The sequence below is a fragment of the Sphingomonas telluris genome (genome assembly GCF_022568775.1).
GTDB classification, from domain to species: Bacteria; Pseudomonadota; Alphaproteobacteria; order Sphingomonadales; family Sphingomonadaceae; genus Sphingomicrobium; species Sphingomicrobium telluris.
Genome location: NZ_JAKZHW010000001.1, coordinates 1,813,861 through 1,826,580 on the forward strand (window position 1 = coordinate 1,813,861; position 12,720 = coordinate 1,826,580).

Here is a 12,720-nt window from a genome sequence, read left to right on the forward strand (position 1 = left end):
TACGACGCCCTTGCTGGAGGGTGATTGCCGCATGACGACCGAGACAATCGCCCGCAGCGATCGCCGCATCGTCACACTCGACGTGATCCGCGGCGTCGCCGTCATGGGCATCCTGTCCGTCAACATCGTCGACTTCTCGATGATGCAGGCCGCCTATCTGAACCCCGCGGCCTTCGGGTGGCCCGACCCCGCGAGCCTCGCCGTCTGGATCGCGAACATGCTCTTCGTGGACGGCAAGTTCAGGACGTTGTTCTCCGTGCTCTTCGGCGCCTCGATGCTTTTGATCATCGACCGTGCCGAACGGAGGGGCGAGAGTGGCTGGACGGTCCACTGGCGGCGCATGGCGGTGCTTCTCGTCATCGGCGCCGCGCATGCCATTCTGCTGTGGCGCGGTGACATTCTGACGCTCTATGCGATCACGGGCCTGATCGCCTTTCCGTTTCGAAAGCTTGCGACGGAGAAGCTGGTCGCTGCGGGCCTGAGCTTCTCACTCTTCAACCTGATCCTGTTCGCGGCGATCGGCGTTACGCTCCTGCGGCAGGACGTCCAGGCGCATGCGGCAAATGCCGACCCGCTTGACCGGCTCAACTGGGAGCTGAACCTTTCATCCTTCTACCCGCCCGCGGACGACGTGGCCGAGGACCGTGCAGTCTACGGCGGGCCCTGGACCGGCATCGTCAAGCATCAGGCCGGTGAGGCCACTGACGTTCTCACCAACGATCTGCTGCTTCTGCCCGATACGCTCGGACTGATGCTGCTTGGAATGGCCGGGCTCAGGTCCGGCTTCCTGACCGGCGCCTGGGACGATCGCGACTATTGGCGGATCGTCAGGCTGGGAATTCCCATAGGCCTGGCCGGCTTCGGCGCGCTTGTGATCGTGGACATCGCCAGCAGGTTCTACATGCCCACCCTGCTCACGGGCTTTGAATCGCTGATGGTTCCTTTTCGGCTGGCGATGGCCTCCGGATATGCCGCGCTGCTGATCCTGCTGAGCCGGAACATGGGCTGGATCGTGCAGCGCTTCGCGGCGGTCGGCCGAGCAGCCTTCAGCAATTATCTCGGCACCAGCTTCGTCTGCACCTTCATCTTCTACGGCTGGGGACTCGGTTGGTACGGCAAGTTGACCCGCGCCGAGGCGTGGCTCGTCGTCCCGTTCGTCTGGTTGCTGATGCTGCTGTGGTCGAAGCCGTGGCTCGACCGCTTCCGCTACGGTCCCTTCGAATGGCTGTGGCGCAGCCTTGCGCGGCTGGAGTTTCAGCCGATGCGGAAGAGCGGAAGGGAAGCTGCGGCCTAGATCCGGCCGAAGTTCTGGTTCGAAACCTTTCGCCCGAATGCGCCCTGCGGGTTGCGCGTCAGGAGGGGATTGGTCGCGCGGTCGAACAGGTCGACGGTGCGATCGAACAGACGGCGAAGCTCCACCACTTCGGGAACGAGCTCGTCGGGAAAGCGACGGGTTTCGACGCACAGGCGCGCGGTGCTTTCGATCAGCTCTGCGATCTCAGCGAGCGGCTCCGCGCCGAACTGGCGGGCCTCACCCTTGATCGTGTGCGCGGGAATGACGAGCGCGGCCGTGTTCTGGTCGTGCATCGCCTCTTCGATCTGTGAGACCGACTTGGCTCCGTCTTCGCGGAAATAGCTCAGGATTCGGATGAAGCCCGCCCCCAGTTCGGAACGGCTTCTCTCGAAATGTACCCAATCGACGATTTTGGAGTCGTCGTCGCTCATCATCTTCCCCGTGTGCCCACTTGAACTCCGGCTTACGGGCGAAAGGGTAAAATTAGCCTTAGCGTCGATCGTCGAATGGATTTTTCGGCGCGCGGAAGGACAGCCGCAGCGGCACCGGCTCGATCTTCAGGTCCCGCCTCATCGAGTTCAGCAAGTAGCGGCGGTAGCTGTCGGGCAGTTGATCGACGCGCGTACCGAACACCACGAACGTGGGCGGCCGGGTCTTCACCTGCGTGATGTAGCGCAGCTTGATGCGCCGGCCGGACGGCGCGGGCGGCGGGTTGGCATCGACCGCATGCTCGAACCAGCGGTTGAGTTCTCCCGTCGAAATGCGACGCGACCAGGACTCCCGCAGATCGAAGGCGACCTTGAGAACGTCGTCGACCGCCTTGCCCGTCTTCGCGGAGATGGCGAGCACGGGCACGCCCCTCAGCTGCGAGAGGCCCTCCTCCAGCGCCCTCTTCACGCCGTTGAACAGCGAGGAGGCGTGCTCGGCAACGTCCCACTTGTTGAGCGCGATGATGAGAGCCCTGCCCTCTTCGATCACGTGGTCTGCAATGCGCAGGTCCTGGGCCTCTAGCCCGCGCGTTGCGTCCAGGAGGAGCACAACCACTTCGGCGTGCTCGATCGACCGGCGGGCGTCCGCCCCTGACAGCTTTTCAAGCTTGTCCTCGATCTTGGCGCGTTTTCTGAGGCCGGCGGTGTCGACGAGACGAACCGGACGTCCGTTCCACTCCCAGTCGAGGGTGATGGAATCGCGCGTGATGCCCGCCTCAGGACCGGTGATCATGCGCTCTTCTCCGAGCATCCGGTTCACAAGCGTGGACTTACCCGCATTCGGGCGGCCGACGATCGCGAGCTTCAGCGGCCGGCCGGGATCCTCTTCGTCCTCTTCCTCCTCGAACTCGTCCTCCTCGCGCTCGACGAAGGGGCGAAGGCTCTCGAAGAGGTCGACGATCCCCTCGCCGTGCTCCGCGCTGATAGCGATCGGCTCGCCCAGGCCGAGAGCGAAGGCTTCGAGACGGCCGCTCTCGCCGGCATTCCCTTCGGCCTTGTTGGCGGCGACGATGACGGGCGTCTGGCCCGCACGAAGCCAGCGCGCGATCTCCTCGTCGAGCGGCGTCAGGCCCTCTCGACCGTCGATCAGGAACAGGGCCACGTCAGCAGCGCGCACGGCCGCTTCGGTCTGCTGGCGCATCCGGCCGGGAAGCGTATGCGGATCCTCGTCCTCGTAACCCGCGGTATCCATCACGCGGAACTCCAGCCCCAGCAGCTTCGCGTCGCCCTCGCGGCGGTCGCGGGTGACGCCGGGGCGATCGTCCACCAGCGCCAGTCTCTTGCCGACGAGGCGGTTGAAGAGCGTCGACTTCCCCACATTGGGACGTCCGACGATCGCTACGGTGGGGAGACGGGGCATGCGCGGCGGTTAGCCGATGAATCTGCTTCTGCGAAGGCGCGTGATAAAAGACGATTCGCATGCGCAACGGAACGAGTCAGCGGCGAGCGTATTGAATCGCGCGGTTCCAAGCTCGGGAGAGTACAAGAATGCCGTCGCGTCCAGCATGGAGAGGGCAGATCCGCCTGGCCTTGGTTTCGATCCCGGTCGAGATCTATCCGGCCACGAAGAGCGGTGCCCAGATCCAGTTCCACCAAGTCCACGAGCCGACCGGCAAGCGGATCAAATATGAAAAGGTGGTTCCCGGTGTCGGACCGGTCGATCCGGACGAGATCGTGAAGGGGTACGAGGTCTCGAAGGGCCATTACGTCCTGCTCGATCCCGAAGAGATCGAGGCGGTGAAGCTCGAGAGCCGCAAGACTCTCGACCTCGTCCAATTCGTGGATGAGGACGAGATCGAACCTATGTACTTCGAGAAGCCCTATTACGTGGTCCCGGCCGATGATCTGGCCGAGGAAGCCTATGTCGTTCTTCGCGACGCGCTGAAGGACGCGAAGAAGATCGGCGTCGGCCAGATGGCGATGCGCGGGCAGGAATATGTCGTTGCGATCAAGCCTTCGGGCCGCGGCATGCTGATGGAGACGCTCCGCTACGCCGACGAAGTGCACAAGTCGTCGGGCTTCTTCCGCGACATCGGTGACACCAAGCCGGACCCGGACCTCCTCGACATGGCGAGCATGCTGATCGAGCGGAAGGCGGGCGAGTTCGACCCGTCCGAGTTCCACAATCGCTACGTCGACGCGCTGAAGAACCTCATTGCCGAGAAGCAGAAGAGCAAGGGCGAGAAGGTCATCCAGGACCCAGATGCCGACAAGGGTCCGCCGAAGGGCTCCAACGTCATCGACCTTATGGCTGCGCTCAAGAAGAGCCTCGGCGACGAGAAGAAGGCATTGCCCAAGAAGGCAACCGCCAAGAAGGCGCCTGCCAAGAAGGCGACCAAAGAACCGGCCCGTAAGCGAGCATAGTCATGGCGAAGCGCGCGGGCCTCGACATCGAGACCTACAACCAAAAGCGCGACTTCACGAAGACCAAGGAGCCCAAAGGCCGCAGGCTCAAGGGCTCCGGGGACAGCTTCGTCGTCCAGAAGCATGACGCGTCGCACCTACATTGGGACTTCCGGCTGGAACTGGACGGCGTCCTCAAAAGCTGGGCGGTGCCGAAGGGCCCCAGCGTCGATCCCGGCGAGAACCGCCTCGCCATGCGGACCGAGGATCATCCGCTCGACTACGGCAGCTTCGAGGGGACGATCCCGGCGGGCGAATATGGCGGTGGGACAGTGATGCTGTGGGATCACGGACGCTGGATTCCCCACCCAGACAAGGACCCGCGCAAGACGATCGAGGAAGGCCATCTGCACTTCACGCTCGAGGGAGAGCGGATGAAAGGCGAATGGGTGATGTTCCGCCTGAAGCCCCGTCCGGGCGACCGGCGCGAGACGTGGATGCTCAAGAAAGTCACCGACGAGTTCGCCAATCCCGAAGATGGCGACGAACTGGTCGACGAAGCGGTCACCAGCGTCACGACCGGGCGAACCATGGCTGAGATCGCGTCGGGCACCGACGTCTGGCGCTCCAATCGCGGCGGGCAAAAGGGCGGACGGGCGAAGAAGAAGTCGAGTGAGGCTCCTCCGCCCTTCCGCAATCCTCAGCTCGCGACGCTCGTCGACGAAGTGCCCGCCGGATCGAACTGGCTCTTCGAATACAAGTACGACGGTTACCGGCTGCTGATGGCGACCGGCAGCGGCGCAGCCACGGCCTGGACGCGCAACGGCAAGGACTGGAGCGACAAGTTTCGGGCACTTGTGAAAGCGGCGGCAAACTTGCCCGCGGGTTGCCTTATCGATGGTGAGGCCGTCGCGCTCAACGATGACGGCAAGCCGGACTTCCAGCTGCTGCAGTCCACTCTGAAGGACAGCCGCGGCAAGAACCTCGCCTTCTATGCCTTCGACCTGCTGGTCGACCGTGGCGAGGACATCACCCGCCTCCCAAACATCGAGCGGAAGGATCGGTTGAAGTCGCTGCTTGCTGGTATTCCGGCGCCGATCCTCTTCGGGGACCATGTCCTCGGGCGCGGCGATGAACTCTTCCGCGAGATCTGCAAGGCCGGCGGCGAGGGCGTGATCGCCAAGCTTGCGAACGCGCCGTATCGCGGCGACCGGTCGCGCAACTGGCTGAAGATCAAATGCATCCAGCGGCAGGAGTTCGTGATCATCGGCTGGTCGGAGAGCGACAAACGGCGCGGCTTCCGCTCGCTGCTGCTCGCCACGCGCGACGGCCGCAAGCTGAGCTACGCGGGTAAGGTCGGCACGGGCTTCAATGCAGCGCTGATTGAGGACCTGATGGAGCGGATGGAGCCGCTCGCGACCGGCAAGGCGGCCGTCGAAGTGCCCCGGCCCGATCGCAAGGGCGCGCACTGGATCGAGCCCAAGCTCGTGGCCGAAATCAATTTCACGGAGTTTACCTCGGATGGCGTTCTCCGGCACCCGAGCTTCATCGCCCTTCGCGAGGACAAGCCGGCTGCGCAGGTGGTGCGCGAAGTGCCGAAGCATCTCGAGGAAACGAGCATGAAGTCGAAGGCCAAGCCGCCGTCACGAGGTAAGGCTAAGCTCAAGAGCGCCGAGGATTTCGGGATCGAAATCTCAAGCCCCGAGCGCATCATCTACCCCGAGCTCGGCCTCACCAAGAAGGACCTCGCCGACTATTACGCGACCATCGAGCCGCTGATCATGCTCGATGCCGCCGATCGTCCGATGACCCTGATCCGTTGCCCCGGCGGGCGCACCGGGGAATGCTTCTTCCAAAAGCACGACAAGGGCACGTTCGGCCCGGACGTAAAGCAGGTTCCGATCGAGGAGAAGGATGGCCACTTCGAGGACTATCTCTACTTCGACGACATCCGCGGCCTGCTCGCCTGCGTGCAGATGGGCACGATGGAATTCCACGGCTGGGGCAGCAAGGTCGACAATGTCGAGTATCCGGATCGCCTGGTGTTCGACCTCGACCCCGACGAGGGCCTGGACTTCGGCAAGGTGAAGGACGCGGCTGTCCGGGTCCGGGATCTCGTCGGAGAGATGGGGTTGGAGAGCTTCCCGCTACTGACCGGCGGCAAGGGCATCCACGTGGTCGTCCCGCTCGATGCGACCGCGGACTGGACGGAGGTGAAGAGCTTCGCCGACCGTTTCTCGCGCGCGGTGTCGGAGTCGGAGCCCGAGCGCTTCACCGCCAACATCCGCAAGGTGCAGCGCAAGGGCCGCATCTTCCTCGACTGGCTTCGCAACCAGCGCGGCGCGACGGCGGTCATGCCCTACTCGGCGCGTGCCCGCGAAGGCGCTCCGGTGGCGGCTCCGATCGCGTGGGACGAACTCAAGGACTTCGATAGCGGCCACGCCTTTTCCATTCTGGACGCCGGGGAACTGCTGCGGCGTGCGAAATTGAAGAAGCTTGCGGGCTGGGGAAAAGCGACGCAATCGCTACCGGATGCATAGCCGCACCCGCGCAGCACTCCTTCCCCTTCTCTTCGTTCTCACGGCTGCCTCGCCCGCAGAGCTGAAGCAGTGGCAGAAACAAGCCGACCGCGTGAGTATCACGCGCGACGACTGGGGCATCGCTCATGTGAAGGGGAAGAGCGACGCGGACGCCGTGTTCGGCATGATCTACGCCCAGGCCGAAGACGACTTCCCGCGGATCGAGGCCAACTATCTCACGAACCTCGGGCGTACCGCGGAGGCCGAGGGCGAGAAGGCGATCTGGCAGGACCTGCGCGCGCGGCTCTACGTCAGCGAGAGCGAGCTGCAGGCCAACTACAAGGCCAGCCCTGACTGGCTGAAGAAGCTGATGGACGGCTGGGCGGCCGGCGTGAACTACTATCTCGCCACGCATCCGCAGGTGCATCCGCGCGTGCTGACGCGGTTCGAACCGTGGATGGCGCTGAGCTTTACCGAAGGCAGCATCGGCGGCGATATCGAGCGGATCGACCTCGGCGAGCTTCAGAAGTTCTACAACGGCAAGCAGACCTTGGCGTTCGAGCCGCGCGATCCCGAGCGGAACGGATCGAACGGAATCGCCATCGCTCCGAAGATCACGCGAGACGGAAACGCGCTTCTCCTGATCAACCCCCACACTAGCTTCTTCTTTCGCTCGGAGCAGCAGGTGACGAGCGACGAAGGTCTGAACGCATACGGCGCGGCGACCTGGGGCCAGTTCTTCATCTACCAGGGCTTCAACCAGCATGCGGGCTGGATGCACACGTCCAGCGGCGTCGATAGCGTCGATGAGTTCGCAGAGAAGCTCGAGCGCAAGGGCAAGGGCTTCTGCTACCGTTACGGCAAGGAGTGCCGGCCGCTCGCCACGCGCCCGGTGACGGTCCGCTACCGCACCGCCGACGGCCAGATCGCCTCCCGCGAGTTCAAGACATGGCGAACGCATCACGGCCCGATCGTGCGGGGGACCAACGGCCGCTGGGTGGCCTTCGCGATGATGGACCGGCCCGTCACGGCTCTTCAGCAGAGCTTCCTCCGCACCAAGACGCGCGACCTCGCGGACTTCCTGAAGGTCGCAAATCTCAAGAGCAACAGTTCCAACGACACAATCTTTGCGGACGATAAGGGGGAGATCGCTTACCTGCACCCGCAGTTCGTCCCGAGGCGCGACGACCGCTTCGACTACACGAAGCCCGTCGACGGCAGCGACCCGGCCACGGACCGGGGTCCGCTGCACACCCTCGCCGAACTGCCGAGCGTCACGACCCCACCGAACGGCTGGGTGCAAAACACGAATACTTGGCCCTATCGCGCAGCTGGGCCGAACAGCGCCGATCCGAAGCGCTTCCCGAAATATATGGACATGGACGGCGAGAATTATCGCGGGGTGCATGCTCTTCAGCTGCTGACGAACAGCAGCGGCTGGACTCTCGAGAAGCTGCAGGCCGCCGCGTACGACAGTCTCCAGCCTGCCTTCGTCGATCTCATCCCTCAGCTCGTGAAGGCGTTCGACGCGCTTCCGAAGAAGGATCCGCGGCGCGAACGGCTCGATGGAGCGATCAACATCCTGCGTACCTGGGACTACCGCTGGAGCGCGGGTTCGGTGGCGCAGTCGCTGGCCGTCAACTGGGGCCTGACGCTTCGCAAGGCGCTCAATGCCCCAACCGACGAGCCCGGCAACAAGGTGATGATGCGCCTCGGCCGCGACACGACGGCCGAGCAGAAGCTCAAGGCGCTCGACACGACGGTTGCCGCGCTACGCCGTGACTTTGGCTGGTCTCAGGTCCCGTGGGGAGAGATCAATCGCTTCCAGCGAATCTCGCCGGCGATCAAGGCGACCTACAGCGACGCCGCGCCGAGCATTCCGGTGCCGTTCGCCGACGGCAATTTCGGCTCGCTCGCGTCCTTCCGCTCGATGCCGCGGGACGGCACGAAGAAGTGGTACGGCGACTACGGCAATTCCTTCGTCGCGGTCGTTGAGTTCGGCAATCGCGTGCGCGCCCGAGCGGTTACGGCCGGCGGTGAGAGCGGCAATCCAACGTCGCCGCACTTCAACGACGAAGCCGAACGCTACGCGACCGGAAACCTGCGCGACGTCTATTTCTACCCCGACCAGCTGAAGGGCCACACGGAGCGGCGCTACAAGCCCGGGCAGTGAGGGTTAGACGACCCGGTTCTGCCGGATCACTTCCTTGTACCAGGCTGCGCTCAGCTTCGGGATGCGCCGCTGCGTCTTGAAGTCCACGTAGTGGATGCCGAAGCGCTTGCTGTACCCGTCGGCCCATTCGAAATTGTCGAGCAGGCTCCACAGGAAATAGCCCTTCAGGGGATAGCCCTCCGCGACCGCGCGATGGAATTGCGAGACGTAGTTGCGCAGGTACATGACGCGATCGGCATCGTCGACGCGCCCGTTCTGAAGCGGATCGTCCGCGGACGCCCCGTTCTCAGAGATGTAGAGCACCTTCGGCTTCCACAGCTCGCTGACTTGACGGACGCCCCAGTATGCGACCTCCGGGCCGACGATCAGCCAAGGCGAGGCCATGTGCGGCGAAGACGGGATGTGCGGGATCGTCGCATAGCCGCGCGGTGAATCGTCGGCGCGAACCCACTCGGGCGCGTAAATGTTGAGCGCCAGGAAATCGAGCGGACTGGCAATCGCTTCCATGTCGCCGGGCTGGACCTTGGGCGCATTGGCGCCTTCCTGCGTCAGATATTCGTCGATGTACCGGCCTTCCATGATCGCGGTCAGGAACATGGCGTTCATTTCGCGCGTGGCCTTCTTGGCCGCAGCGACATGGTCGTCAGTCTCCATTACGGGGACGTAGAAGACCGTGTTGTCGGCTATTCCGACCTGCGTCCCCGCCTTCGCGTGCGCGCGGATGGCCTGCACGGCCAAGCCGTGAGCAACCACGCCGTGGTGACGAACCTGGTTCACTTCCGCATCGGGAAGCTTCAACCCGGGCGCGTGGATGCCAACCTTGTGGCTCAGGTCGGTGAAGCAGCGCAGCTCGTTCACGGTCATGATGTTCTTCACACGGTCGGAGATCTGTCCCGCCATGTAGCCCGCATAGTCCGCGAAGGCCTTCGCCGTGTCGCGGTTCTGCCAACCGCCCGGAAGCGCCGCCGGATAGTCCCAGTGGAACATGGTGACGTAGGGATCGATGCCGTTCGCCAGCAGGTTGTCGATGACCTTGTTGTAGTGATCGACGCCCTTCTGGTTGGGCTTGCCGCGGCCCTCCGGGAAGATGCGCGACCAGGCCAGCGACATGCGATAGGTGCTGACGCCCAGGTTCTTTAGAAGCTGCGTATCTTCGGCGTAACGATGATAGCTGTCCGTCGCGATGTCACCCGTGTCGCCGCCGACCACCTTGCCCGGTGTATGCGAGAAGACGTCCCAGTTGGTCGGCCCGCGGCCGTCTTCCTTCACCGCGCCTTCGATCTGGTAGGCCGCCGTCGCGCAGCCCCAACGGAAATCTTTCGGGAAGCGAAGCTCGACCGGTGCGGCGCTCGCGGCCGTCGAATGCGCACTCACCAACGCTGCGGCCGATGCCGAGCCAAGAACCTTGCCGAAATCGCGCCGCGAAAACTCGTTCATGCCCTTCGCCTCTCCCAAAACGAAGGGTGATGGATAGCACGGCTAATGCCGTTGGCGAGGCTAAATGTTAGCGCTCACAAGCGCACCGGGTCAGGCGTCGGCGAAGCGATCCGTAGCGCGCACCAGCCCGTCGAGAACTCCCGGTTCGTTGAACAGGTGCCCGCCGTCCGGAACGATGTTGAGATCGACTTCCGGCCATGCCCGCTTGAGCTTCCACGCCGCGACCGGCGGCGTACAGGTGTCGTGACGGCCCTGAACGATGACGCCCGGGATGCCGCGCAGCTTTTCCGCACCTTTCAGCAGCTGGCCTTCCTCGAACCAGCCGTTGTTCGCCATGTAGTGGTTCTCGATGCGCGCGACCGCCACGGCGACGTCGGGGCTGGTGAAATGCTCGATCGTTGCCGGGCTCGGCAGCAGAGTGACGATGTCCCCTTCCCACTTGCTCCATGCTTGGGCCGCGCGGAGCTGCTCAGCCTTGTCGTCGCTAGTTAGGCGCTTGCGGTAGGCCTCGACCATGTCGCTGCGCTCGTCCTGCGGGATGACCGCTTCGAACTCGTCCCACTTGTCGGGGTAGACGGACGATGCGCCGCCAAAGGCGTACATCCAGTCGATCTCATATTGGTCGAAAAGGAAAATGCCGCGCAGGATCAGTTCCGTGACGCGCTCGGGATAGGTCTGCGCATACGCTAGCGAGAGCGTTGAGCCCCAGCTGCCGCCGAAAACCTGCCACTTGTCGACCTTCGAGACCTGCGTCCGCAGCTTCTCAATGTCGTCGACGAGGTCCCAGGTCGTGTTGTTCTCGAGGCTCGCGTAGGGCGTGGACTTGCCGCAGCCGCGCTGGTCGAAAACGAGGATCTTGTACTTGTCCGGGTTCCACTGACGGCGGTGATCGGGGCTCGATCCGCCACCCGGTCCGCCGTGGAGCATCACCGCCGGCTTGCCGTCCGGATTGCCGGTCAGTTCCCAGTAGAGGCTGTGACCGTCGCCGACGTCGAGCATCCCTGTTTCGTAGGGCTCGATCTCCGGATAGAGCCCTCGGCGCTGCGTGGTCTGCATGTCCATCAGAAGCTGAACTCCTCGTAGATGCGCGACACGTCGCCATTCCACTCATTCTCATACTTGTCGAGCAGGCGATCTGCAGGCGTCACGCCGGTTGCGACGACCTCTCGCAGGGGATCGAGGAAGCCGCCTTCATTGTCCCCGGCGGAATTGAGCCGGTTGCGGCGGGTCAGGCCCTCGCCTGCGATTTCGAGGACTTCGCGAGCGAGGTCGTGGACCGTGCCACCGCGGGGCAGGGGCGTCTTGAGTGCCAAGCGTGGAACGTCGTGCCGAACCTGGCTGCGCTCCTCGATGTTCCAGTCCTTGACCAGGTCCCACGCCGCATCGAGCGCGACATCGTCGTAGAGAAGGCCAACCCACAGCGCCGGGAGGCCGCAGATCCGGCCCCAGCGCCCGCCGTCGGCACCGCGCATCTCCAGGAAACTCTTGAGGCGGACTTCGGGGAAGATGGTCGAGAGATGGTCGACGAAATCCGAAACCAGCGGCTTCTGACCGGGCAGTTGCGGAAGCTTGCCTTCGAGGAAGGCGCGGAAGCTCTCGCCTGCAACGTCGATGTACTGGCCGTCCCGGTAGACGAAGTACATCGGCACATCGAGCGCGTAGTCGAGGTAGCGCTCGTATCCGAACCCGTCCTCGAACACGAAGGGCAACATGCCGGTGCGGTCCGGGTCGGTGTCTTCCCAAATGTGGCTGCGGAAGCTGCGATAGCCGTTGGGCTTGCGTTCTGTGAACGGCGAGTTGGCGAAGAGCGCGGTGGCAACCGGCTGCAGGGCCAGGCCGACACGGAACTTCTTTACCATGTCGGCTTCGGACGCGTAATCCAGATTAACCTGAATGGTACAGGTGCGAAGCATCATGTCGAGGCCGAGCGATCCGACCTTCGGCATGTAGTTAAGCATGATCTTGTACCGGCCCTTGGGCATGACCGGCAGGTCGGCGCGCGCCTTGTCCGGCCACATGCCGAGGCCGAGGAATCCGATGCCCAACCGCGCGCCGACTTCCTTGCACTGGTTGAGGTGGCGGCCCGCCTCTGCACAGGTCTGGTGCAGGTTTTCGAGCGCGGCGCCGGAGAGCTCGAACTGCCCCGCCGGCTCCAGGCTGATCGTGCCGTCCGGGCCACTCAGCGCGATGACGTTGCCGTTCTCCAGGACCGGCTGCCACGGGAACTCGGTGAGACCCATCAGCAGGTCGCGAATGCCGCCGGGTTCGTCGTAGCTCGGCGCCCGATGGTCTTCGAGGCGGTAGACGAATTTTTCGTGCTCGGTACCGATGCGCCAGCGCTCGGGCGGCTTCTCGCCGCCGGCGAAGACGGACAACAAGTCCTCGCGGCTCTCGATCAGGCGGCTCTTCTTGTCGTCCGTACGCGTCGTCATCACCGGCCCGTTAGCGGCGCGCCCAAGCCCGCGC

The 12,720-nt window shown here is 64.0% G+C and carries 9 protein-coding genes; 4 read left to right on the forward strand and 5 right to left on the reverse strand.

Annotated features, from left to right (window positions below):
- The first annotated feature begins 31 nt into the window (after positions 1–31).
- A complete protein-coding gene (locus tag LZ016_RS09185) occupies positions 32–1,294 on the forward strand; it encodes a DUF418 domain-containing protein (RefSeq protein WP_241447074.1) in 1,263 nt (420 codons plus the stop codon).
- Here LZ016_RS09185 and LZ016_RS09190 read toward each other — a convergent pair.
- Together LZ016_RS09190 and der are read right to left on the reverse strand one after the other, a co-directional pair.
- Positions 1,291–1,725, reverse strand: a complete 435-nt coding sequence (locus LZ016_RS09190) for an Hpt domain-containing protein (RefSeq protein WP_241447075.1) — start codon at positions 1,723–1,725, stop codon at positions 1,291–1,293. The genes LZ016_RS09185 and LZ016_RS09190 overlap by 4 nt on opposite strands.
- A gap of 58 nt (positions 1,726–1,783) precedes the next feature.
- Positions 1,784–3,142, reverse strand: a complete 1,359-nt coding sequence (gene der / locus LZ016_RS09195) for a ribosome biogenesis GTPase Der (protein WP_241447076.1) — start codon at positions 3,140–3,142, stop codon at positions 1,784–1,786.
- Between the two features lie 128 nt (positions 3,143–3,270).
- Here der and ku point away from each other — a divergent pair, with 128 nt between their 5' ends.
- From ku to LZ016_RS09210, 3 genes are read left to right on the forward strand one after another with little or no spacing between them, the layout of a single operon-like run.
- Positions 3,271–4,146, forward strand: coding sequence for a non-homologous end joining protein Ku (gene ku / locus LZ016_RS09200; RefSeq protein WP_241447077.1), 876 nt, complete (start codon positions 3,271–3,273; stop codon positions 4,144–4,146).
- A 2-nt stretch (positions 4,147–4,148) separates the two neighbouring features.
- Positions 4,149–6,665, forward strand: coding sequence for a DNA ligase D (ligD, locus tag LZ016_RS09205; protein ID WP_241447078.1), 2,517 nt, complete (start codon positions 4,149–4,151; stop codon positions 6,663–6,665).
- Positions 6,658–8,817 (forward strand): penicillin acylase family protein, encoded by a 2,160-nt coding sequence (locus LZ016_RS09210; protein ID WP_241447079.1) that lies wholly within the window; start codon positions 6,658–6,660, stop codon positions 8,815–8,817. The genes ligD and LZ016_RS09210 overlap by 8 nt, the downstream gene beginning before the upstream one ends.
- 3 nt (positions 8,818–8,820) lie before the next feature.
- Here LZ016_RS09210 and LZ016_RS09215 read toward each other — a convergent pair whose 3' ends face one another.
- The 3 genes from LZ016_RS09215 to LZ016_RS09225 form a co-directional block, all read right to left on the reverse strand.
- Positions 8,821–10,254 (reverse strand): GH1 family beta-glucosidase, encoded by a 1,434-nt coding sequence (locus tag LZ016_RS09215; protein WP_241447080.1) that lies wholly within the window; start codon positions 10,252–10,254, stop codon positions 8,821–8,823.
- A 90-nt stretch (positions 10,255–10,344) separates the two neighbouring features.
- Positions 10,345–11,310, reverse strand: coding sequence for a prolyl aminopeptidase (pip, locus tag LZ016_RS09220; RefSeq protein WP_436286362.1), 966 nt, complete (start codon positions 11,308–11,310; stop codon positions 10,345–10,347).
- Between the two features lie 5 nt (positions 11,311–11,315).
- Positions 11,316–12,686 carry a glutamate--cysteine ligase gene (locus tag LZ016_RS09225; protein ID WP_241447082.1) on the reverse strand — a complete coding sequence of 457 codons (1,371 nt, stop codon included), beginning with the start codon at positions 12,684–12,686 and terminating at the stop codon, positions 11,316–11,318.
- Positions 12,687–12,720: the final 34 nt, after the last annotated feature.

Excerpts from the sequence above, each read along its gene's own strand:
- LZ016_RS09185 (WP_241447074.1), top strand. The coding sequence starts at position 32 with ATGACGACCGAGACAATCGCCCGCAGCGATCGCCGCATCGTCACACTC.
- LZ016_RS09190 (WP_241447075.1), bottom strand. The coding sequence starts at position 1,725 with ATGAGCGACGACGACTCCAAAATCGTCGATTGGGTACATTTCGAGAGA.
- der (WP_241447076.1), bottom strand. The coding sequence starts at position 3,142 with ATGCCCCGTCTCCCCACCGTAGCGATCGTCGGACGTCCCAATGTGGGG.
- ku (WP_241447077.1), top strand. The coding sequence starts at position 3,271 with ATGCCGTCGCGTCCAGCATGGAGAGGGCAGATCCGCCTGGCCTTGGTT.
- ligD (WP_241447078.1), top strand. The coding sequence starts at position 4,149 with ATGGCGAAGCGCGCGGGCCTCGACATCGAGACCTACAACCAAAAGCGC.
- LZ016_RS09210 (WP_241447079.1), top strand. The coding sequence starts at position 6,658 with ATGCATAGCCGCACCCGCGCAGCACTCCTTCCCCTTCTCTTCGTTCTC.
- LZ016_RS09215 (WP_241447080.1), bottom strand. The coding sequence starts at position 10,254 with ATGAACGAGTTTTCGCGGCGCGATTTCGGCAAGGTTCTTGGCTCGGCA.
- pip (WP_436286362.1), bottom strand. The coding sequence starts at position 11,310 with ATGCAGACCACGCAGCGCCGAGGGCTCTATCCGGAGATCGAGCCCTAC.
- LZ016_RS09225 (WP_241447082.1), bottom strand. The coding sequence starts at position 12,686 with ATGACGACGCGTACGGACGACAAGAAGAGCCGCCTGATCGAGAGCCGC.